Below are 21,913 nucleotides of genomic sequence, written 5' to 3' on the forward strand. Positions count from 1 at the left end.
TCGCGTTTCGTCATGGTCGTCGTCGCTGCAGTGCTAGCACCTTTTGTCGTGGGAACGGAACAGGCGCGCGGCAAGCGGTGCGTGGGGGTCCGAATCGGGCCCGTACGGGGCTCGGCGATGGCTTCTGGGCCGCTCGGCCGCGTCCACCCCAGCGCGTCGGCGTCGTCGACGGGGGCCCGCCGCGGCGAGATCGGCTCCCCGCGGCAGGCGGTCGCACGGGCGGCTTCGACCGGCGCGGCGGAACGTGGGCGGGGCTCAGCCGGCATCGAGGAGGCTCGGTCCCAGCACGCGTGAGGCCACGGTCACGGCGGCTTGCATGGTGTTCTCGGCCAGCGACAGCGTCGAGAAGGCCTCGGCCGCGTCGGCGTCGACGAGGTCGGAGCGCAGGCTCTGGTAGACGCTGCGACTCTGCCGCGCGGCCTCGTCGGCGCGTTGCAGCTGCGACATGCGCACGCCCACGCGGGTGCGCTCGCCGAGCACCTGGTCGAACGCGGCGGCCATGCCGTCGATGTCGCTGCGCACCGCGTCGGCGTCGTCGTTCTCGAGATCGGCCTGCAGATCGGCGAGCGCCGCCAGCACGTCGATGCTGTTGGGATCGCTGGCGCGCTGGGCGAACGCGAGGCTGCCGGAGGCGCCGATCTCGACGGTCTGCGTGGGGCCGACCTCGGCCGAGCGCACCGCGGCGAAGGTGTCGACGTCGTAGGTGAAGCCAGTGCCGTCGACGTAGGGCGGCGAGCGGGTGTCGACGTGGGCGAAGGCGTACTCGTCGCCGTGGCGCGTGTTGACGATCGCGATCATGGCGGAGCGCAGCGAGGCGACCTCGGCGGCGGCCGCCTGGCGCTGGCTGGCCGACATGGTGTCGTTGGCCATCGAGGTCGCGAGCTGTCGCGCGCGCACCAGCACGTTGCCGGCCTCGCCCAGCGCGGTGTCGGCGGTCTGCAGCCGCGACAGGCCGTAGCCGGCGGCGGTCTGGTGCGAGTCGGCGCGGGCGTCGAGCTCGCCGAGCAGGCGCGCGCGCGCAGCCGCGGCGGGGTCGTCGGAGGGCTTGGTCACGCGCTGGCCGCTCATCGCGACCCGCTGCGCCTGCTGCAGGCGCGAGCGTGCGGTCGAGATCGCGTGCAGCGCGAGGCCACTCTGTCGGCTCTGGGTGATGCGGATCATAGTGCGAGCAACGTGTCGAAGAGGGTGTCCACGGTGGAGATGATGCGGGCGCCAGCCTGGTAGGCCCGCTGGTAGCGGGTGAGATCGACGAGCTCCTCGTCGATCGAGACGCCGGTCGCCGACTGCAGCAGCGCCTGGTTCTGCTCGAGCGAGGCGGCGGCCTCGTCGGCGGCGTCGGTCTCGGCACGGGCGTTGCGGCCGATCTCACCGATCATGGAGGCGACCTGCTGGCCCGCCGTGAGCGTGCCGCCGGCTGCCAGCGGTGCGTCGGCGAGGGCGAGCATCGCCAGCAGGTTGTCGTTGTTGCCGCTGGCGCCGGCCGCAGTGTCGGCGGCGGCGAACCACGCGGGGTTGTCGATCATGCCCGGCGCGAGCGCGAAGCCGGCGGCGGCACCCGCCACCTGGGCCGGCGGCGCGAACAGATCGCGACCGCTGACACCATCGGTGCCGAAGCCAGCGCCGTGGACGGCGTTGAAGCTGGTTGCCAGATCGTAGGCGAGCTGATCGAGGCTGTCGGCGGTCGCGACGAAGGTCTCGTCGCGCAGCATCAGTCGCCCGCCGATCGAGCCGCCGCGCAGGTCGTCGGTGACGTCGAGCGCTGCGCCGGAGACGTCGACCAGGTCGACCCGCAGTAGGCCGCCGTTGGCCGCGTCCGGCGTGCCGCGCAACGACGCTGCGTTGGCGCCCTGGACCAGCGTCGCGCCGCCCTGGACCAGCAACGTGAGGGTGCCGTCGGCGGCCGGCAGCGTGGTGAGCTGCACGAGTCCGCCGAGCTCGTCCACCAGCTGCTGTCGGCGGTCGAGTTGCTCGGCGCGATCGGCCGTGTCGGGGGCGGTGCTGGCGACCCGTTCGTTGGCGTCGGCGATCTGGGCCGCCAGCTGATTGACGCGCGCGAGTTCGACCGAGATCGCACCGTCGGTGCCGCGTCGCTCGCGGTCGATGGTCGCGGCGGCGTCGGAGAACGCCGAGGTGAGGGCGTCGGCGCGCGCCAGCACGTCGCCGCGCAGCTGCGCGTCGGCCGGGTCGGTCGCGAGCGTGCGCAGGGCCGCGAAGAAGGCGTCGAGGCTGCCGCCGAGCCCGGCCTCGCGATCGGTGAACTTGCCCTCGAGCGCGCCGAGGCCGTCCGACATGGCCTGGTGCGCGCCGAGTCGCCCATTGGCGAGCAGCACCCGCTGCGCGACCAGGTCGGACGAGCGTCGCAGCACCGCACCGATGCCGACGCCGCCGCCGGCGGCCAGCGACGAGAACTGCACGTCGCGCTTGGCGTAGCCGACGGTGTCGGCGTTGGCGGTGTTGCTCGACACCACCGAGAGGGCCGCCTGGTGGGTGACGATCGCGCTGCGCCCGATCTGCAGCAGTCCGCCGAGCGTGGTCATGCTCAGCCGACCTCACTGGCCAGCACGGGCCGGATCTGTCCGTGGCCGCTGCGACCATAGCCGCTGGCGCTGCGGCCGGTGGCGTGGTCGACCAGCGCCGTGACGGCGTCGAGGCTGGCCTTCAAGCGACGCAGGTTGGCCCGCGCCGCGGTGGCGATGCCGTCGTGCAGCGCCGACAGCCGCTCGCGCTGTGCGGGTCCCAGCTCGGCGCCGCCCAGCGCGGTGCGGGCCGCCTCGAGCTCGGGCTCGAGCTCGAGCTTGGCCTCGGCCGCAGCGGCGATGCCCGCGAGATCGAACGACCGCAGCGCGGCGTCCTCCTGCGCGAGCAGCAGCCCCAGGCGCTGCATGGCTTCGATCAGTGCGTCGGCGTCGGGTTCCATCGGTGAAGCTCCCGCCTTCGAGGTCACCCGTCGTCCGCGCGCGGTCGAGGGGCCACGAAGGCTTCACCGACGTCACCTATTCATCGTGCGTGCCAACGTCGGTGGCCGCGGCGACCACGTCCCGATCGCGGCCGTCGTCGTCGACCGTGATGCCGGTGCGCGAGCGCGCTGCGCCACGATCGTCACCGGCCGCGCGCAGGCGCTCGAGGTACGCATGGGGATCGAGCGTTCGACCGCCGTCGCGGACCTCGAAGTGCAGGTGCGGGCCAGTACTCTGACCGGTGCTGCCGACGTCGGCGATGGTCTCGCCGACATCGACCGCGTCGCCCTCGCGCACGTAGAGCTTGCTGGCGTGGGCGTAGCGGGTGACGACGCCATCGGGGTGGCGGATCTCGACCATGTTGCCGTAGCCCTTGTGTCGCTCGGCGCGGATGACCACGCCGCGCTGCACCGCTCGGATCTCGCGGCCCTCGGGCGCCGCGATGTCGAGCCCGCCGTGGAAGCGGCGGTCACCGTGGATCGGATGCACGCGGAAGCCGTAGCCCGAGCTCTGCACGCCGCCGTCGACCGGGAACAGCCCGGGCGATGGCGTGCCGCCCTCGAAGGCGGTGCCGATGTCACCGGCGTAGGCCGGCGCCGCGACGCCCCGCTTCATCACCGGTGCGGGGTCGTGCAGCGGCAGCCCCGTGGACGCGCCGGCGAAGGCGTGGGCGATGCGTGGCGGCAGCGGATGTGGACCGGCCCGCTCGGCGCTCGCCGACGACGGTGCACCGCCGCCGAGCTGTCGCGCGATCGCATCGCGCAGGCCCAGGCCGCCGGCGCTGGCGTCGACGATGGCCTGATCGAACATCTCCTGGTAGGTGCCGGTCGCGAAGCCGCCGTCGTCGCCCGTCACCGACGCGCTCTGGCGCATGGCCTTGACCAGCTCGCCCAGCAGCAGCGTCTCGAACTGCGCCGCGACCTGGGCGTTGTCGGCGGCCGCGTCGGCGGGGCCGCCGGCACCATCGACGCCGCCTCGGGCGAGCAGGGCCTCGGCCGCCGGCACGCGCATCACTGCACCTCGACCTCGGCCCGCAGCGCGCCGGCCTGCTTCATCGCCAGCAGGATGGCGACCAGGTCGCGCGGGCTGACGCCGAGCGAGTTCAGGCTCGCGACCACCTCGCCGAGGGTCGGCGCGTCGCCGAGCAGCGCGATGTCGCTGCCATCCTCGGTCACGGCGACGTCGGAGCGCTGGGTCTTGGCCGTGTCACCGCCGCCGAACGCACCCGGCTGCGAGACCTCCTGACGCTCGTCGATCTGCACCGTCAACGCACCGTGGCTGACCGCGCAGGCCATGACCTGCACGTCGGCGCCCATCACGACGGTGCCGGTCTTCTCGTTGATGACGATGCGGGCGTTCTGGTCGGGTGTGATCTCGAGGTTCTCGATGCTCGCCACCAGGCGCACCAGATCACGGCGCTTGGACTTTGGCACCTCGACCAGCACGGTGCCGGGGTCGGGGGCATGGGCCAGCACCGCACCGAGGCGGGCGTTGATGGCCTCGGTCACGCGTGCGGCGGTGGTGAAGTCGGGGCGATCGAGCGCCACCGTGATGGGCTTGTCGGCGCTCAGCTTGAAGCCGAGCTCCTTGGCCACCAGGCCGCCGTCGGGCACCTGGCCGACCGTGGGGTGGTTCTTGCTGACGCCGCTGCCGCTCTTGCCGTCGGCGGCCCAGCCCCCGACCATCAGCGGGCCTTCGCCCCACGCGTAGGTCTCGCCGTTGCCGCCCTTGAGCGCGGTCGGGAGCAGGGTGCCGCCGAATAGCGACTTTGCGTTGCTCGCCGACGACACCGTCACGTCGATGCGGCCGCCGATGCGGGCGAACGGCGGCAAGCGGGCGGTGACCATCACCACCGCGACGTTCTTGGCCTTGATCTGCGCGGGCGTGATGATGGTGCCGAAGCGACGGCCCAGCATGTTGGCGACCATCTGCTGGGTCTGCGCGCTCTGCAGGTTGTCACCGGTTCCGGCCAGGCCGACGACGAGGCCGTAGCCGACCAGCGGGTTGCTGGCGACGCCGCGGATGGTCGCGAGATCCTTGAGGCGCTCCGCGTGGGCGGTGCCGACCATCGACAGCAGGCAGCACAGCACGGCGAGGGCGAACGCGGGTAGGCGCAGGCGCGAGATGGCGTTGGACATGATGGGCGGGCGTTTCCGGGGGCGACGGGCAAGGAAGCGGGGGACGCGAGCGAGGGTGATGGCGGAGGCGGCGGTGATCAGATCGGCATCAGGTGATCGAGGCCGCGCTGCAGGAAGCCGGGCTTCTGCTTGTCACTGACCACGCCACGGCCGGAGAAGTCGATCCGCGCGTCGAGGATGCGCGCCGACGCGACCTGGTTGGCCATGTCGATGTCGAACGGCCGCACCACGCCGGAGAGATAGAGGTGGGTCTCCTCGGCGTTGATCTGGATGGTCTTGGTGCCCTCGATGAAGAGGTCGCCGTTGGGCAACACCTGCTTCACCTGGCAGGGGATCATCGCGGTCAAGGTGCCGGTGCGCTTGGTCGAGCCATCGCCCTCGAACGACGACTCGAACAACGCCTTGACCAGCGCGGTCGAGTCGACGTTGGGGTGCTTCTTGGCGTAGCGCTCCATCAGGCCGAAGAAGTTGTTGACGCCACCTTGCACGCTGCTCTTGCGGCTGGTCTTGGTGGTGGCGTTGCCGGCCGCGTCGGCGGTCTCCTCGATGCGGACGATCACGAGGTCGCCGAGCCGGCGGCTGCGCGCGTCCTCGAGCACGTTGGCGGTGTGCTCGCCCCACAGCAGACCGCTGTCGCCGGCGGCGTCGCTGGCGTAGTGGCCGGCCTGGTAGTTGCGGGTCGGGAACTTGTAGTGGACCACCGGGCCCGCGCAGCCGCCCTGCGCGACCGCGAAGCCGATGCCCACCGCGAACCACAGCGAGCGCCTCATCGCCGGCCTCCGAGCGCATGCACGCGCACGTCGTTGCTGCCGTGGACCGTCACGACCATGGTGCGAGTGTCGTCGTCGACCGGCTTGACGCGGATGACCTGGCCCTGGCCACCGTCCTGTTGTGCGACCACCTGGCGCGTGATCGTGAAGCCCGGGCGCTGCGCCACCAGGTTGACGACGCTGCCGCGGGTGATGATCGGCAGCGGTTCGGCGGCCGTACGACGCAGCGGTGCGTCGCCGCCCTGGCGCGTGCGCAGGCGCTTGCCGACCAGCTGGTCGGTGCGCGTGATGGCGCCCTCGGGCAGCTCGTCGATCGCGACCTCGCGCAGGTGCACGTCCTCGTCGGTGACCGTGGTGCCCGGCGCCATCGCGCGGCGGAGCACCGGTGTCTTCGCGACGCCGGTCAGCGCCAGCGTCGCCTGTTGTGTGGTCCAGCGCTTGGTGCCGACGAACACGTGCACCGTCGCGGTGGTCGAGCGGCGCAGGCGGCCGAGCACGACCTCGACGCGATGGCCACCCGGCGGCACCGAGGTCGCGGACAGGCCCGTGACGCGCTCGATCGAGACCCCGAGCGGGAGCTCGGCGAGCGCTGCCTCGCGGACCTCGGCGGTGAGGCCCTCGACGTCGATCGACTCCGCGGCTCGTTTCACCTCCTGCCGGCTGGGCAGGGCGTCGGCGAGCGTCTCGTCGGCGCCCGCCCGACGCAGGGCGTCGGCGACCGCGGCGCGGGTGATGTGCGTGCGGGCGCCGGGGGCCGGCGCGGGCGCGACGTCGATGTCGAGCACCGCGCGCGGCATCGTCGGCGCCAGATCGCCGACGGTGATGCGATCGCCGTCGACCGTGACGCCTCGAGCAGCAGCGTGCGCGCCGGCGGGGCCGAGCAACGCCAGCACGAGCGCGAATGTGGGGATCGAACGCGACATCTCGGACCTCACACGGCGTTGGCGGTGGTCTGCAGCATCTCGTCGCTGGCCTGGATGACCTTCGAGTTGATCTCGTAGGCGCGCTGGCTCGAGATGAGGTTGATCATCTCTTCGACGACCTTGACGTTGGACATCTCGAGGAAGCCCTGCGCCAGCGAGCCGAGGCCCTGCTGGCCGGGCGGGCCGCTCTGGGGATCGCCGCTGGCGGTGGTGGCCTTGTAGAAGTTGCGGCCGATGGCCTGCAGACCCCCGGGGTTCACGAAGTTCACCAGCTGGATCTGTCCGACCTCGCTGGCGGCGGTCTCACCGGCGATGGTCGCCGACACGGTGCCGTCGGCCCCGATCGTCACGGCGGTGGCGCCCTGGGGGATCGCGATCGCGGGGTCGACGGGGTAGCCGTCGGTGGTCACGAGCTGGCCCTGCTGATCGAGCTCGAAGTTGCCGGCGCGCGTGAACGCGACCTCGCCACCCGGCAGCGTGACCTGGAAGAAGCCGTTGCCCTCGATCGCGAGATCGAGCTGATTGCCGGTCTGCTGCAGATCGCCGGTCGAGAAGCTGCGGTGGGTGGCGGCCGTGCGCACGCCGGTGCCGACCTGCAGGCCGCTCGGCACGAACGTGCCCTGGGCGGCGGTGGTGCCCGGCGCCCGCACCTGCTGGTAGAGCAGGTCCTGGAAGTCGGCGCGCTGCTTCTTGAAGCCGGTCGTGTTGACGTTGGCGAGGTTGTTGGAGATGACGTCGATGCGCTGCTGCTGCGCATCCATGCCGGTGGCGGCGGTGTGGAGGGCTCGGATCACGGGCTTGATTCCTGTCGGGTGCTAGCGGTTCGAGCCGAGCAGCTTCTGGTCGAGGCGGCGATACTCGCCCATGACCTTGTGGCTGGACTCGAACTCACGGGTCAGCGTCACGAGCTCGACGAGCCCGCGCACGGGATTGACGTTGCTGCTCTCGAGCGCGCCGGCTTGCACGCGCGCGTTGGGCATCGGCTGCATGTCGGTCGGCGCCGCGCGCAGGTGCGTGTCTCCCACGGGCACCAGACGATTGGCGGCGACGTCCACGATGGACAGCCTTGCGATCGCCGTGCCGCCCTGGCTGACGGTGCCGTCGCCACCGACGCTCACCGGGCCGGCATCGGGACGCACCACGATGGGGCTGCGGGCACCGCCCTCGCCACCGAGCACCGAATTGCCGAGGGTGTCGACCAGGCGACCGTCCTCGGCGAGGCGGAAGTTGCCGGCGCGGGTGAGCAGCTGCTCGCCGGGCGCCTGCACCACGAAGTAGCCGCGACCGTCGATGGCGACATCGAGCGGGTTCTCGCTGGCGCTGATGGTGCCCGCGCTGTCGTCGACCGCGGTCTGCGTCATCGCGACGAAGCCCTTCTCGATCGGGCGTGCGTCGCCGGTCGGGACCACGAACGCGGTGAACTGGGCCCGCTGCTGGCGGAAGCCCGGAGTCGAGGCGTTGGCGACGTTGTTGGCGACGACGTCGAGGCGTCGTTGCGCCGCGATCGCGCCGGACATGCCGATGTAGATGCCGTTGGCCATGGGTTGGGCTCCTAACCGTGTCGCAGCAGGTGACGCAGGCGGCCGGTGGCCTCGCCCATGATCTGGCAGACCCGCGACTCGGTGACGCCGACCTGCAGGCCGATCTCCTTCAGCGTCATCTCGCGGTGGTAGTACATGTCGAGGATCAGCTGCTGTCGCTCGGGCAGACCGGCGATGGCGCTGCGCAGCCGCGCGTGCAGCTCGCGGATGCCGGTGGCCTCGTCGGGTCCGAGGGTCTTGCTCGACAGCTCGACCATGCGATCGGCGGGTCCGTCGTCGCCGTGCTGGAGGTCGTCGAGGCTGAGCACCCGCACACTGCCGATGCGGTCGACCAGCTTGCGGTACTCCTCGTGGGTCATCTCGAGTGACTCGGCGACCTCGGCCTCGCTCGGTGGACGGCCGAGCTTGGCGGTGAGCTCCTGGGTCTTGCGCGCCAATCGCTTGGCGGTCAGCCGTGCGTTGCGGGCCATCAGGTCGTAGCGCCGCAGCTCGTCGAGGATCGCACCCTTGATGCGGAACTCGGCGTAGGTCTCGAAGCGATCGGCCTTGCTGGGGTCGAAGCGGTCCATCGCATCGAGCAGGCCCAGCGTGCCCGCGCCGACCAGATCGTCGAGCGCGACGTGGGCCGGCAGCGAGCGCGCCATGCGGGTCGCGATGCGGCGCACGAAGTCGAGATAGACGGTGGCGTCGAGCTTGGGCCGCGGCGCGTCGTTGGCCGCCGGGCCGCCTTCGATCGCCACGCCGGCGTGCAGGTGATCGACCGGCGCGTTGGCGGCGTGCTCCGGCGCATCGCCGTTGGCCGCGGGTTCGGCGTGGTCGTGATGGGGGTCCGCGTCCTGGGCGGCCGCGGCGGCGACGATGGCCCCGCGTGCGCCGGCGCGGCGCGGGGTACGTCGAGCGATTCCGAGTCGTGACATGGTGGCCTCAAGCTCCCTTCTGCCGCAGCAGGCGGCGCCAGAACAGGCGCAGCGCGCCCTCGCGTTCGTCCCGGTGGTCGCTGCGCGACAGCGTATCGGCGACCTCGGCGATCGCGAGCGATGCCGGGCAGCGGGGGTACGCCAGCATCACCGGCTCGCCGCGCATGACGGCGCGGCTGATCGATCCGTCCCGCGGCACTGCGCCGAGGTAGTCGAGACCGACATTCAAGAAGCGCTCGCTCAGTGCGAGCAGGCGGCGGAACACCTGCTCGCCCTCGGCTGGGCCGCCGACCATGTTGGCGAGCACGTGCACCCGACGCACCGCGCAGCGCGTGCACAACACCTTGAGCATGCCGTAGGCGTCGGCGACGCTGGTGGGCTCGGGCGTCACCACCAAGACGATGTCCTTGGCGGCGGCGGCGAAGCCGATCGCGTTGCTGCCGATGCCGGCGCCGGTATCGACCACGATGGCGTCGAAGCGCGAGTCGAGCCCGTCGATGGCGGTGAAGAGGTCGCGGCGCGCGACGTCGTCGAGGTTGGCGAGGTCGTGCTGTCCGGAGGCGCCTGGCAGCAGCCACACGTTGGGTGGACCTGCGATCACGACGTCGTCGACGGTGGCCTCGCCACGCAGCAGGTCGGCGGTGGTGAAGGTCGGCGCGACGCCCATGATGATGTCGAGGTTGGCGAGGCCGAGATCGGCGTCGATCGCCAGCACCCGCGCGCCGCGCTGACCCAGCGCGATCGCGAGGTTTGCCGACAGGTTGGTCTTGCCGACCCCGCCCTTGCCCGAGGTGATCGCGATGACGGTCGGGCTCATCGGCACCGTCGCGCTGCGCAGCGGGATGACGTCGCCGAGGTTGGTCGGCGGCGCACCGTCGCGCGTCGAGGTCGGGGCCTCGCCGCCGTCGGCGTCGGCCGGCGCGATGGACAAGGGGTGGGCGGGTTTGCGGGTATCGGGGTTCATGCGCGTGCGCCTCCGAGCAGCAGATCGATGAGGACTTCGGGGTGGGCGAGGGTGAGATCGTCGGGGACTTGGGGGCCGGTGGTGACGAACGACAGCGGCAGGTCGGCGGCGAAGCGCAGGCCGAGCACGCTGCCGATCGCGATGGCTTCATCGGCCTTGGTCACCAACAGCGCGGCCGGTGAGCTGGGCCGGTACAGGTGCGCGATGCGTTCGAGCTCTTCGCTGCGGGTCGCTGCCGCCACGCACAGGTGGGTGAGCACCGGCTCGCCGCCGCGACCGAGCCGGCGGCCCAGCTCGTCGAAGGCCTCGGTGTGGGTCGGCGAGATGCCGGGCGTGTCGACCAACACCAGCTCGGCGTCGCGGTGCTCGGCCAGCGTCTGCGCGAGGCCACCACCAGAGGCGATCGACATCGGCACGTCGAGCAGCTTGGCGTAGGCCTTCAGCGCTGCAGTGCCGCCGATGCGACCGTCGTCGAGGCTCACCAGCGCGATGCGCTTGCCGCCGACCAGGTGGGCCATCGCGGCCAGCTTCGCGACCGTGGTGGTCTTGCCGACGCCGGTCGGGCCCACGAACGCGACCACACGGCTGCGGTCGTCGCCGAGGCCGAGCGGTGCGCCGAGGCGTCGATGCAGCAGCGAGCGCAGCTCGAGCTCGGCGCCCGCGCGGGCGTCGGCGCCGTCGCTGCCCGGTGGCAGCGTGCGCAGCCACGACTCGACCAGATCGCGGGGCACCATCGCCGCCAGCAGACGTCGGCGCAGCGCGGCGAACGGCACCACCGCGCTGCGACCCGCCGCGGCCGCGAGCGCGGCTGCGGGGTCGTCCTGGATCATCGCGCGGGCGGAGGGCGGTGGGGTGGTGCGGGCTCGCTCGGCGCGGCGCTCGGGCAGCAGCGCACGCACGGCTCGCAGATCGGGCTCGGAACGGGACGGCGACGGAACCCCCGCAGTGGGCGTCGGCGCAGTGTCGGTGGCGGGCGCGGCGGTGACCTCGACGAAGCTGCCGCCGAGCAGGCCGAGCGCGCGCCCGGGGACCCTGCGGGTGTCGAGGATCACGGCGTCGGGTCCGAGCTCGCGTCGGACCAGTGCCAGCGCTTCTCGCATTTCTCGGGCCTGGAAGGTGCGTGGGTCCATGGTGGGGTCTTGCGATCTCGGCGACGTGGGCGTTTCAGGCGGCGAGCTTCACGACGCCGGTGGTCGTGACCTTGGTCTTGCCGTCGAGCTCCCGCAGGCTCAGCACTGCAAGACCCGGTGCATGTCGAGCCGCCAAGCCGGCGACGCTCCGACGCAGCTCCGGCGCGACCACGAGCAGCGGCTCGGTCCCACCGCGGGACGCCGCGATTGCCTGCTCGAGGCCTTTCACCAGCCGTGGGACGACCGTGCCGTCGGTGGCCCCACCCGGGCCGCGGCCACGCAGTGCGGCCTCGGTCTCGGGCGCCAAGACGAAGGCGTTCACGCAGCCGCGTTCGTCGGCGTAGCGCGCGGAGATTTGACGCGACAGTCGCTCGCGCACCAGCTCCGTCAACGCGTCGGTGTCCTTGACCGACGCGGCGTGGTCGGCCAGCGCCTCGAGGATGGTCCGCAGGTCGCGGATGCCGACGCCCTCGCGCAGGAGGTTCCGCAGCACCTTGATGACCTCGCCGAGTGGGAGCAGGGTCGGGATCAGCTCCTCGACCAGCTTGCTCTGCGTGCGCGACATCGCGTCGAGCAGCTCCTGCGCCTCGGCGCGCCCGAGCAGCTCGGCGGCGTGGTTGCGCAGCAGCTCGGTGATGTGCGTGGCCGCCACCGTCGCGGGATCGACGACCGTGTAGCCGAGCAGCTCCGCGCGCTCGCGGTCGCCGGCGCCGATCCACACCGCCGGCATGCCGAACGCCGGCTCCGTGGTGCGCTCGCCCTTGAGCTCGCCCGAAGCGCCGCCGGGGTTGATTGCGAGCACGCGGCCCGGACGCAGCGCGCCTTCGCCGATGGGCTGCCCCGACAACAGCAGGCGATACGTGCCCGAGGGCAGTCGCAGGTTGTCGCGCACGTGGACCGGCGGCACCACCAGACCCAGCTCGGGCACCAGCTGGCGGCGCACCGCTGCGATCCGCTTGAGCAGGTCGCCGCCGCGGTTGCGATCGACCAGCGGCACCAGGTCGAAGCCGACCTCGAGCACCAGCAGGTCGACCTTGAGCAGGTCGTGCAGCGGGACTTCCTCGTCGCCCTGCTTCTTGGCCACCTCGGGCTTGACCTGCGGCTTCTCCAGCGCGCGCTTGGCCCGGCGCGCGAGCATGAAGCAGCCGCCCGAGAGGCCCATGAACGCGAACGTCGGCATGCCCGGTGCCATGGCGATGATCGCCAGCGCCACGCCGGCCACCGTCAGCGGCTCGGGGCGACCGACCAGCTGCTTCACCATGGTCGTGCCGAGGTCCTCGCCCGAGGCGGTGCGCGAGGCGATGAGGCCGGCCGCCGTCGAGGTCAACAGCGCCGGGATCTGCGAGACCAGGCCGTCGCCGACGGTGAGGATGGTGTAGGTCTTGGCGGCGTCACCGACCGACAGGTGCTGCTGCGCGACACCGATGATGATGCCGCCGACGACGTTGATCGCGGTGATGATGAGGCCGGCAACGGCATCGCCCTTGACGAACTTGTTGGCGCCGTCCATCGCGCCGTAGAAGTCGGCCTCGTCGGCGATGGCCTTACGGCGCTTGCGCGCGGTGGCCTCGTCGATGTGGCCGTTGGCGAGGTCGTTGTCGATCGCCATCTGCTTGCCGGGCATCGCATCCAAGGTGAAGCGCGCCGCGACCTCGCTGATGCGCCCGGCACCAGCCGTGATGACCTTGAAGTTGATCACCACGAGGATGACGAACACGATGATGCCGACCACGTAGCTGCCGCCGACGACGAATGCGCCGAACGACTTGATCACGCTGCCGGCGGCGTCGACCCCCTCGTGCCCGTGAAGGAGGATGAGGCGGGTCGAGGCGATGTTGAGCGAAAGGCGCAACATGGTCGTGACCAGCAGCACACTTGGGAAGCTGGAGAACTCCACCGGGTCGCCGAAGTTCACCGCCAGCAGGAACACCAGCAGGCCGCAGGTGATGCTGAAGGTCAGCAGCACGTCGAGCACGATCGCGGGCAGCGGCAGGATCAGCATCATCACGATGCCGACCAAGCCCAGCGCGATCATGCGACCGTCGCGATCGCGAGCTACGTCGTTCACGTCAGCCATTCCTCCAGCGGGTCATGCGGTACACGTAGGCGAGCACGCGGGCCACGGCCTCGAACAGCTCGCCGGGAATCTCGTGGCCGACGCGCGCGCTGGCATGGATGGCGCGCGCGACCGGCGGGTTGGGGATGATCGGCACCTGGTGGGCACGCGCGACCTCGCGGATCTTCGCGGCCATGTGGTCGACGCCCTTGGCGACCAACCGCGGCGCGCCGGCGTCGCCCGGGCGGTAGGCCAGCGCGACCGCGTAGTGGGTCGGGTTGACGATGACGACGTCGGCCTTGCGCACCGCCGCGAGCATGCGGTTGCGGCCGATCTGGCGCATGCGCGCGCGCATGCGCTGGCGGATCAGCGGATCGCCTTCTTGCTGCTTGAGCTCGTCCTTGACCTCTTGCTTGGTCATCTTCATCTGCTCGTGCAGCTTGCGCGAGGTCAGCAGCCAGTCCGCGGCCGCGAGCACGGCGGTGACGAGCAGCGCCGCAATGGTGATGCGCGTGAGCAGGGCGCCGAGGTGGAGGAACGCGTCGGTGACCGACACCTGCACGAGGCTCGGCAGCCGCTCGAGCTCGTCGTCGAGCACCACGTAGAGGATCGAGCCGATCGCCACCGCCTTGGCCAGCGTCATGCCCAGCTGCACCAGCGTGTCGAGGCTGAGGAAGACGCGCTGCAGCCCCGAGAGCAGGTTGAGTCGCTCGAGCTTGAAGCCGAGGTTCTTGCTCGCCCACAGCCCGCCGGTCTGTGCGATGCCGACCGCGGCGCCGACCGCCGCCAGCACCACGGCTCCGACGACGCCGACCCGGCCGATCGCGAGCGCGGCGTCACCGAGTGCCAGGAACATGGTGTCGCGGCCGCGCGCGGGCACCTCGGCGATGCGCGCCATGGCGCCGCTCATCTGCGTCATTGCGCCGTCGGCCAGCGCCGGCCCGAACGCGGCCACCAGCGCGAACGCGACCACCGCGAGCACGACCGCGCTCACATCCTTGCTCAGCGGAACGCGGCCTTCGTCGCGGAATTGCTTGCGACGCTTGCCGGTGGGCTCCTCGGTCTTCTCGCCGCTGCTGCCTTCGTCGCTCACGCTGGTGGTCCGCGGTCGCGGTGGACACCACCGCGGGGGCGTTCCTCTGCAACACCCGGACCGTGGGCGAAGCTGCGGCGCGCGCGGGCCGGACGCGGTCGCTTCAGATCCGCAGCGACATGATCATGGCGTCGAACAGCTCGAGCACCTGGCCGAGGTGGGCGGCGATGGCCTGGGCCAGCGACGGCATCGCGGCGCGCAGCGCCTGCAAGCCGACGATCAACGCGACCCCGAACGCGAGCGCGAAGACCTGCAGCTTGGGCACGAAACGGGCCAGCACCGCCAGCGCGAGCTTGACCGCCAGCACCGCCGCCATCACCGGCATCGCCAGGTGAATCGCGACCTGCAGCGCGGTGCCGAACTGCGTCGACATCAGCTCGACGCTGCCGCCGTGGAGCTGGCCGTGGCCCAGCGGCACCGCGCGGACGCTGTAGCCGAGCCCGCGCAGCAGCATGCGGTCGAGCCCCAGCGCGAACACCAGCTGCACGCCCAGGTGGCCCAGCAGCGACGCGGTCGAGGTCGACGCGCCCGGATTCATGGGGTCGGCGACCGCGGAGAACGACAGGCCGATCTCGACGCCGATGACCTCGCCGGCGATGCGCACCGCCGACAGCGAGATCTGCACCACGAAGCCCAGCGCGAGCCCCACCACGAGCTCGCCGACGATCGCGAACGCCAGCGTCCACACGTCGAGGCGCCCGAGCGCAGGCGGGCCCGAGATGCCCGCCAGGGCGATCGACAGGCCGACCACGGTCACGACCTTGACCATGCGCGGCACCGCCTTGTTGGAGGTGTGCGGCAGTGCCATCAGCAGACCGCCGGCCCGCGCCATCGCCAGCACGACCAGCACCACGAACGGCTCGAGCAATGGCAGCAGGGGGACCAGGTCCATGGTGCTCTCGCGCTGCGCTCGCGGCTACGGATGGATCTGGCCCACGGCCCCCAACATCTCGCGTCCGAACGTGGTCAGGCGCTCGAGCAACCAGCCGCCCATCGTGATCATCGCGGCGCCGAGTGCCAGCAGCTTGGGCACGAAGCCGATTGCGGGCTCCGACAGCTGGGTCGCCGCCTGCACGAGACCCATCACCAGTCCCACCGCGAGGCCGATGGTCAGCAGCGGGCCCGAGACTTCGAGCGCGAGCCACATCGCCCGCATCATCACGTCGAGTACCGCCTCGGGTGTCATGTCAGACTCCGGACCAGCGAGGTCACGATGAGGCCCCAGCCGTCGGCCAGCACGAACACCAGCACCTTGAGTGGCAGTGTCACCAACGCGGGCGGCAACATGACCATGCCCATCGCCATGAGCACGCTCGATACCACCAGGTCGATCACCAGGAACGGCACCAACACGAGGAAGCCCATCGTGAAGGCGGTGCGCACCTCGGAGAGGGTGTAGGCGGGCACCAGCACCACCAACGAGACCTCCTCACGGGTGGCCGGCAGCGGGCGCTGGGCGATCTCGTGCAGCAGCCGCAGGTCCTCGTCGGCGGTGTGCTTCAGCATGAACCCCGCCAGCGGATCGGCGGCGCGCCCGAGCGCCTGGGTGGCGGTGATCTCCTCGCGCTGGAGCGGCTCGATCGCGACGGTGTTGATCTGCCCGAACACCGGCGCCATCACGAACAGCGTCAAGAACAGCGCCATGCCGGTGAGCACCTGGTTGGGCGGCGCACCCGGTAGTCCCAGCGCCTGTCGCAGGAACGAGAACACGATGATGATGCGGGTGAAGCACGTCATCGACAGTGCGATCGCTGGCAGCAGCGACAGCACCGTCATCAACAGGAAGATCTCGAGCGCCGTGCGGGCGCCCGACGACGGTGGCGCGGGCGCGGGATCGACGGCGTCCTTCGCCTGCTGCACCAGCGCGTCGAGGTCGGTCGCCGCCGCCGACGCGCTGCCGGCCGTCGGCCCGTTGGCGATCGGCGCGATCGGGGCGACCGCCTCGATCGGTGCGGGCGCGGGCGCGGCCTCGGCGACCGCCGGCGCGGCCACCCACAGCAGCAGCGCCAATGCGCCACCGCGACGCCCGAGCATGGCGACGCGTCCGATCACGCCGCGTCCTTGCGACCGACCCAGCGCGGATCGCCGGCGAGGATCTCGAGGTGGGGCGGCAGCACCGGCTCGTCGCTGCGACCGGCGACCTCGTCACCGAGCGCGGCACGCAGGCGCTGCTTGAAGGCGGCGACCTTGCCCGGTGCGGCGTTGGCCGCCGATGCCTGGTTGGGACCGGCGGCGTGGATGATACCCGCGGCGCTGCTGGCCGGCGCGGGCGTGAGGTCGGCGATGAGCTCGATGCGGTGCTCGGTCGCCCCGAGCAGCAGCGCACGACCACCGGCAGAGAGCCACAGCAGCTGCTGCTTGGGGCCGATCGACACCCGCGACACGATCTGCATGGCCTCGATGCCCGGCATCATCGGTCGACGCCGTCGCCACCACAGTAGGCCCATGCCCGAGAACGCGAGCAGTGCGGTTGCCAGCCACGCGAGGCCGATCTGCGGCGCGCTGCGCTGCAGCGGCAGCGGCGACTCGGCGTTGGTGCCGGCCCACTTCGGTGCGACCGCGTCGTCGTCGAAGGCGCGCGGTGTGTCGGCGCTCGCGGGTTCGCGCGGGGTTGCGCCGGCGGTCGCCACCGGCGGCGCAGCCGGGGCCAGCGGCGCGACCGGGGTCGCGAGCGTGGGCGTCACGGCACCGACGGTCACCGCCGTCGGCGGGCTGGTGTCGGCGGCCAGCTGCGCGCGGCGAGCCTCGCGATCGAAGTCCGCGGGGATCGCAGCGGCGTGGATCGGCGCCGCCGGTGTCGGCGCGTCGTCGTCTTCGATGCGCAGATCGAAGCCACCGGGCACGTCGGTGGCGTGCATGTGCTTCGAGAGGCTGCCGCGGGCGGCCTTTCGCTGCACCACCCGCACCGCCACGCGTTCGCCGGCGCGGCCGAGCTGCACGAAGTTGAGGCGGTGCTTGGCCATCGGTCGCAGGCGCTGCGCGCTGACCTCGGCGCCGGTCACGAACACCAGCGCGCCGTCCTTCGAGGTGACGATCTGATCGTGGCTGCTGCCCTGCGGGACACCGCGCACGCGCAGCGTCACGCCGCCGTCGTCTTCGCTGAGGCTGACGTTCAGTTCGTCGGCCCAGGCCGAGGCCGGCAGGGCCAGCGTCGCGGCGACCACGAGGGTCGCGCGCAGGGCGTGGGCGAGGGGGCTATGCCGCGTCACTTTGGACCTGACCTTTCCGCGGCGCGCCGTCGTTGGCGGCCGTCATCGTCTCTTGCCCGCTCACCACCTCGGTGATGCGGATGCCGTACTTCTCGCCGATCACGACCGCCTCACCGCGGGCGACCAGCTTGCCGTTGACCAGCAGGTCGAGGCTCTCGCCCGCGGCCTTGCCGAGCTCGACCACCGCGCCGGCGCCGAGCTGCAGCAGCTCGCCGATGGGCAGGGTCTTGCGACCGAGCTCGACGGTGACCTGTACGGGCACGTCGAGCACCAAGGAGAGATCGTCGATCGGATGGCTCATGGGGTCCTTCGGGTCAGCTCGACGGCGACCATGCCGTCCTGGGAGATCGGTGTGCCGAGGAACTTGCGAACGCCCTCGACCTCGACCGTCAATTCTTCGCTGCGCCCCTGGTCCAGTGCGAGGACCGTGCCGACCTGCAATCGCAGCAGCGCGCGCAGCGGCATCTGCGTGCGACCGAGCACCACCGACAGCGACACATTCACCTCGGACACCAGCCTCGGCATCAGCGCGCCGGGCTGGCCCTCGAGGCCGCTCGCCGCGAGCCGGCCGCGCAGCGGCTCGAGCACGCTGGCCGGTAGCGACAGCGAGAAGCTCGCGAAGCGCTCGCCCAGCGCGAGCGTGAACGGCACGTGCAGCGCGGTGGTGTCGGGGGTGTAGCCGGGCACCAGATCGAGCCGACTCTCCACGCTGTGGACGGCGAAGCGGAAGTGGCCCTGCGGCTCGAGCGTGGCGTCGAGTGCGTCGAACAACGGCGCCAGCGCGCGGGTCAGCATGCGCCGCTCCAGCGCGGTGGGGCTGCGGCCCGAGGGCGTCTTGGGTGGACCGCCGCCGCCGCCGAACATGCGCTCGATGACGCTGAAGGTGAAGATTGGGTCGAGCGCGAGCACGGCGAAGCCCGACCCGCCGTCCGCCGTGGTCACGCGCAGCGCGATGATGCAGGCGGCACGCTCCGCGACCGCGACCATGCCGCGCCCGCCGAGGATCTCGGCGGGCTCGTCGCGGACCTCGACCTCCGTGCGCAGCACCGAGGTGCAGATGCGGCGCAGGCTCTCGGCCAGCCGCGCGAAGCCGACCGAGAGTGTCGGCAGCATGCTGCGCAGGTGGCGATCGTCGGCCAGCAGATCGATGCCGACCGCGTCGACGCGGGACTTGCCGCGGGCCGGCGCGCCGGCCAACAGGCTCTCGATTTCTTCGCGACTGAGGACGGGTTCGAGGCGCGTCATCACTGCACGATGAACTCGGTGAGGAAGATCTCGGTGCCGGCGTCGGGGCCGAGCAGCTCGTTGAAGCGCTTGAGCAGGCGGCGCTTGACCGCGATCTTGTTCTTCGCGCCCATGGTCTGGCGGAAGTTGAGCTCCGAGAGCTCGCGGATGAACTGGTCCTTGATCACCGGCTTGAGCCGCTCGACCTCGGCCTGGACCTTCTCGTCGCCGAGCGAGATCGCGATGTTGGCCTTGAGGTAGCGGGTGCCCTCGGGCTCGTTGAGATTCACGATGATGGGCGGCAGCTCCATGATCGGGCCCTTGCCGACCGCAGGCGCGGCGTGGTCGCCCCCCTCGGCCTTCTCGCCGTGCTCGCCACCGGCGGCGGCCCCGTGGCCGTCGCCGTGCGCAGGCGCCGAACCACCGCCCTTCATCAGGAAGAACGCGGCACCGCCCCCTCCGGCGACGACGACCAGCGCGATGATGATGAGCAGCATCGGCTTCTTGCCCTTCTTGGGCTCGGCAGCTGCGGCGGCGGCTTCGGACATGTCGGCGTTCTCCACGACACCGGCCTGCGCTCACCAACGGCGGGGGCGAGGCGGTGCTCGCCGCCTTGCTGTGCATCGAGCGTGCCGGCGGGCGCTGCTCGAATGTCGGCGGCCCGCGGTGGGCCGCCGCAACACGGCCGCCGTCCGCAACGCGGCCTTCGTCCGCAACGAAGGACGCACGCGTGGCCCCGCCGGCACCGAGAGGGGACGGTGTCGAGCGCGGGGCCACGCGTGCGCGGGTGGTCGAGCGGCGGCCGCAACCGCGGCCGCCAGCGTGCTACCGCTTGAGCGAGACGATGTCCGTCAACATCTCGTCGGCGGTCGAGATCGTGCGCGAGTTGCCCTGGAAGCCGCGCTGTACCGCGATCATCGTGACGAACTCCTGCGCGAGGTCGACGTTGCTGCCCTCGAGCGCGCCCGCGACGATCGATCCGTGGCCGTCGGTACCGGCGACGCCGACCACCGGATCGTTCGAGCGCGCCGTGGCCGTGAAGAGGCTGTTGCCCTGGCGCTGCAGGCCGTCGACATTGGCGAAGGTCGCGGTCGCGACCTGGCCGAGCGCCCGGGTCTGCCCGTTGCTGTAGCGGCCCTCGATGGTGCCGTCGGGCTGGATCTCGAAGTCCGCGAGCTCGCCGCTGCCGGCACCGTCCTGCGTGAGGCCGCTGGCCGCGGAGTCGCCCGCGTAGGCGGTGATGCCGTCGGTGCCGCTGCCACCGCTACCGGTCGGCGTGCCGAGATCGAGCGTGATGGCACCGGCGGCCGCGCCCGACCACGGCACGTTGACGGCGCCGAGCGACGAGGCCGTCAGTGCACCGGCGGTGTCGAAGTCGAGCGTGCCGCTGGTGATCTCGGTGTAGTCGGACGCCGCCGGTGGCTGCACGTCGGCGCCCGCCGCCGCGACGTGCACCTCCCACTGCTGCGTGGGCGCGTCGGCCAGCTTCTTGAAGAACATCGTGAGCTGGTGGGGTGAGCCCAGCGAGTCGTAGACCGTGACCGAGGTCGAGTAGTCACTGGTCGCGCCGGGGTCGTTGATGTCGAACGCCGTGGGATCGATGGCCTGGGCGGCGTCGAGGTTGGCGTCGACCGCGACGCTGGTGGTCGCGACCGGCGGCAGCGTGCCGGTGTCGATCTGGAGGTCGCCGGGGGTCGTGCCGAGCGAGCCGCTGCCGGTCAGGCCGTAGCCCTGCACGCGCAAGCCGTCGGGGTTGACGAGGAAGCCGTTCTCGTCGACCTGGAACTGCCCGGCGCGGGTGTAGTAGTTGCTCTCGATGCCATTGACGGCGCCGTGCACCACGAAGAAGCCGTTGCCTTGGATCGCGAGATCGGTCGCGTTGCCGGTGCCGAGCAGCGAGCCCGACTCGAACATGGTCTGCACGCTCCCGATCATGCTGCCGGCGCCGGTGCGCGAGCCGGCCAGCATGCCGCCGAGCACGTCGGCGAAGTTCGCCCGCGAGGAGCGAAAGCCGACGGTGTTGACGTTGGCGATGTTGTCGCTGATGACGCCCATCGCCTCCGAGTGGCTGCCGAGTCCGGCCGCGCCGTTGTACATCGAGGATGTGATCGACATGGTGTGGTTCCCTTGGTCCGCCGTTCTCCCCGACGGGTGGGGCGCTCGCGCGTGAGCTGGTGGTTACGGCGCATCCGTGCGCGCGTCGTCGGTTGCGTCGACCGACAGGATGTCGGCCGGTGCGATGCGGTGGTCGCCCACCAGGATCTCGGGGTAGCCCTTGTCGAACGAGACGCCCGACACGGTGCCGCTGACCAGCGGCGAGACGTTCACGGGTCGGCCCTGGGCGTCGAGCGCCGTCACCGACACGGTGTACTCACCGGCCGGAAGCGGCTGGCCGTTCTTGTCGACGCCGGGCCAGCTGAGGTCGTGGCTACCGGGGGCCCGCGCGCCGGCGTCGAAGCCCGCGACGACGTTGCCGTCGGCGTCGCGCACGATCACGTTCACGTGGGCGGCGGCGGTGTCGAGCTGCACGGCGACCGGTGGCGGCTTGCCGCCGTCGAGCGTGAGGGTGTCGCCGCGCGCGACCACGTGCTGACCGATGAAGCCGGTGAGCTGGGCGTTGCCGGCCGACAGCTGCGCGAGCTGGAGCTGTTCCAGACGGTCGTTGGCCAGCATCTGCTGCTCGAGCCCCGAGAAGGTCGCGAGCTGGGCCACGAACTCGTGGTCCTCCATCGGGCTCATCGGATCTTGGTGCTGCAGCTGCGCCATCAACAGCTTGAGGAAGTCCTCCTTGCCGAGCGCGCTGCCGAGGCTGGCACCGCTGCTGGCGGCGCCGCTGGTGCCGAGGCCGGTGGGGGCGGAGGGCGTGCTGATGGGGTCCATCGTGATCGTGTCCGTTCTCGTGCGAGGGGGCGCGTGGGCGCCGGGGCCAGTCATGTCGATCGCTTCAACCTGCGTGCCACCTGGTGCGCTGCGTGCCGGCCGGGGGTGGGC

At 71.5% G+C, this 21,913-nt stretch carries 23 protein-coding genes; all 23 read right to left on the reverse strand.

Annotated elements, in window-relative coordinates; genetic code table 11:
* Positions 1 to 255: 255 nt before the first annotated feature.
* Positions 256 to 1,161, reverse strand: a complete 906-nt coding sequence (locus IPH07_03395; protein MBK6916425.1) for a hypothetical protein — start codon at positions 1,159 to 1,161, stop codon at positions 256 to 258.
* A complete protein-coding gene (flgK, locus tag IPH07_03400; protein ID MBK6916426.1) occupies positions 1,158 to 2,537 on the reverse strand; it encodes a flagellar hook-associated protein FlgK in 1,380 nt (459 codons plus the stop codon). The genes IPH07_03395 and flgK overlap by 4 nt, the downstream gene beginning before the upstream one ends.
* Positions 2,538 to 2,539: 2 nt before the next feature.
* The gene (locus IPH07_03405; protein MBK6916427.1) at positions 2,540 to 2,917 is read right to left on the reverse strand and encodes a hypothetical protein; all 378 of its coding nucleotides are present in this window, start codon (positions 2,915 to 2,917) and stop codon (positions 2,540 to 2,542) included.
* A gap of 76 nt (positions 2,918 to 2,993) precedes the next feature.
* On the reverse strand, positions 2,994 to 3,968 hold the full coding sequence (locus IPH07_03410; protein MBK6916428.1) for a peptidoglycan DD-metalloendopeptidase family protein: 975 nt from the start codon (positions 3,966 to 3,968) through the stop codon (positions 2,994 to 2,996).
* Positions 3,968 to 5,095, reverse strand: coding sequence for a flagellar basal body P-ring protein FlgI (locus IPH07_03415; GenBank protein MBK6916429.1), 1,128 nt, complete (start codon positions 5,093 to 5,095; stop codon positions 3,968 to 3,970). The genes IPH07_03410 and IPH07_03415 overlap by 1 nt, the downstream gene beginning before the upstream one ends.
* Positions 5,096 to 5,172: 77 nt before the next feature.
* Positions 5,173 to 5,865 carry a flagellar basal body L-ring protein FlgH gene (locus IPH07_03420; protein ID MBK6916430.1) on the reverse strand — a complete coding sequence of 231 codons (693 nt, stop codon included), beginning with the start codon at positions 5,863 to 5,865 and terminating at the stop codon, positions 5,173 to 5,175.
* The gene (gene flgA / locus IPH07_03425) at positions 5,862 to 6,788 is read right to left on the reverse strand and encodes a flagellar basal body P-ring formation protein FlgA (GenBank protein ID MBK6916431.1); all 927 of its coding nucleotides are present in this window, start codon (positions 6,786 to 6,788) and stop codon (positions 5,862 to 5,864) included. Before flgA ends, IPH07_03420 begins: the two co-directional genes overlap by 4 nt.
* Before the next feature lie 8 nt (positions 6,789 to 6,796).
* Positions 6,797 to 7,582 (reverse strand): flagellar basal-body rod protein FlgG, encoded by a 786-nt coding sequence (gene flgG, locus IPH07_03430; protein MBK6916432.1) that lies wholly within the window; start codon positions 7,580 to 7,582, stop codon positions 6,797 to 6,799.
* 21 nt (positions 7,583 to 7,603) lie between these two features.
* Positions 7,604 to 8,329 (reverse strand): flagellar hook basal-body protein, encoded by a 726-nt coding sequence (locus IPH07_03435; protein MBK6916433.1) that lies wholly within the window; start codon positions 8,327 to 8,329, stop codon positions 7,604 to 7,606.
* Positions 8,330 to 8,340: 11 nt separating this feature from the next.
* Entirely contained in the window at positions 8,341 to 9,246 is a 906-nt protein-coding gene (locus IPH07_03440; protein MBK6916434.1) for a FliA/WhiG family RNA polymerase sigma factor, read from the reverse strand.
* Positions 9,247 to 9,253: 7 nt separating this feature from the next.
* Complete coding sequence (locus tag IPH07_03445) at positions 9,254 to 10,210, reverse strand: MinD/ParA family protein (GenBank protein MBK6916435.1); 957 nt, start codon at positions 10,208 to 10,210, stop codon at positions 9,254 to 9,256.
* Complete coding sequence (locus tag IPH07_03450) at positions 10,207 to 11,340, reverse strand: hypothetical protein (GenBank protein MBK6916436.1); 1,134 nt, start codon at positions 11,338 to 11,340, stop codon at positions 10,207 to 10,209. Before IPH07_03450 ends, IPH07_03445 begins: the two co-directional genes overlap by 4 nt.
* Before the next feature lie 34 nt (positions 11,341 to 11,374).
* Positions 11,375 to 13,417 carry a flagellar biosynthesis protein FlhA gene (flhA, locus tag IPH07_03455; protein MBK6916437.1) on the reverse strand — a complete coding sequence of 681 codons (2,043 nt, stop codon included), beginning with the start codon at positions 13,415 to 13,417 and terminating at the stop codon, positions 11,375 to 11,377.
* Positions 13,410 to 14,489 (reverse strand): flagellar biosynthesis protein FlhB, encoded by a 1,080-nt coding sequence (locus tag IPH07_03460; protein ID MBK6916438.1) that lies wholly within the window; start codon positions 14,487 to 14,489, stop codon positions 13,410 to 13,412. Before IPH07_03460 ends, flhA begins: the two co-directional genes overlap by 8 nt.
* A gap of 103 nt (positions 14,490 to 14,592) precedes the next feature.
* On the reverse strand, positions 14,593 to 15,381 hold the full coding sequence (locus tag IPH07_03465; protein MBK6916439.1) for a flagellar biosynthetic protein FliR: 789 nt from the start codon (positions 15,379 to 15,381) through the stop codon (positions 14,593 to 14,595).
* Positions 15,382 to 15,405: 24 nt separating this feature from the next.
* Positions 15,406 to 15,675, reverse strand: a complete 270-nt coding sequence (locus IPH07_03470) for a flagellar biosynthetic protein FliQ (GenBank protein MBK6916440.1) — start codon at positions 15,673 to 15,675, stop codon at positions 15,406 to 15,408.
* Entirely contained in the window at positions 15,672 to 16,523 is an 852-nt protein-coding gene (gene fliP / locus IPH07_03475; GenBank protein ID MBK6916441.1) for a flagellar type III secretion system pore protein FliP, read from the reverse strand. The genes IPH07_03470 and fliP overlap by 4 nt, the downstream gene beginning before the upstream one ends.
* 14 nt (positions 16,524 to 16,537) lie before the next feature.
* Complete coding sequence (locus IPH07_03480) at positions 16,538 to 17,698, reverse strand: flagellar biosynthetic protein FliO (GenBank protein ID MBK6916442.1); 1,161 nt, start codon at positions 17,696 to 17,698, stop codon at positions 16,538 to 16,540.
* Positions 17,685 to 17,999 carry a flagellar motor switch protein FliN gene (gene fliN / locus IPH07_03485; protein MBK6916443.1) on the reverse strand — a complete coding sequence of 105 codons (315 nt, stop codon included), beginning with the start codon at positions 17,997 to 17,999 and terminating at the stop codon, positions 17,685 to 17,687. The genes IPH07_03480 and fliN overlap by 14 nt, the downstream gene beginning before the upstream one ends.
* The gene (locus IPH07_03490) at positions 17,996 to 18,943 is read right to left on the reverse strand and encodes a FliM/FliN family flagellar motor switch protein (GenBank protein ID MBK6916444.1); all 948 of its coding nucleotides are present in this window, start codon (positions 18,941 to 18,943) and stop codon (positions 17,996 to 17,998) included. The genes fliN and IPH07_03490 overlap by 4 nt, the downstream gene beginning before the upstream one ends.
* A complete protein-coding gene (locus tag IPH07_03495; GenBank protein ID MBK6916445.1) occupies positions 18,943 to 19,470 on the reverse strand; it encodes a flagellar basal body-associated FliL family protein in 528 nt (175 codons plus the stop codon). Before IPH07_03495 ends, IPH07_03490 begins: the two co-directional genes overlap by 1 nt.
* Positions 19,471 to 19,747: 277 nt before the next feature.
* Positions 19,748 to 21,037 carry a flagellar basal-body rod protein FlgF gene (gene flgF, locus IPH07_03500; GenBank protein ID MBK6916446.1) on the reverse strand — a complete coding sequence of 430 codons (1,290 nt, stop codon included), beginning with the start codon at positions 21,035 to 21,037 and terminating at the stop codon, positions 19,748 to 19,750.
* Between the two features lie 63 nt (positions 21,038 to 21,100).
* Positions 21,101 to 21,802: a flagellar hook assembly protein FlgD gene (locus IPH07_03505; protein ID MBK6916447.1), complete on the reverse strand. Its 702-nt coding sequence runs from the start codon at positions 21,800 to 21,802 to the stop codon at positions 21,101 to 21,103.
* Positions 21,803 to 21,913 lie beyond the last annotated feature (111 nt).

The organism is Deltaproteobacteria bacterium, assembly GCA_016709225.1.
GTDB lineage: Bacteria > Myxococcota_A > Polyangia > Nannocystales > Nannocystaceae > Xiheibacterium > Xiheibacterium phototrophicum.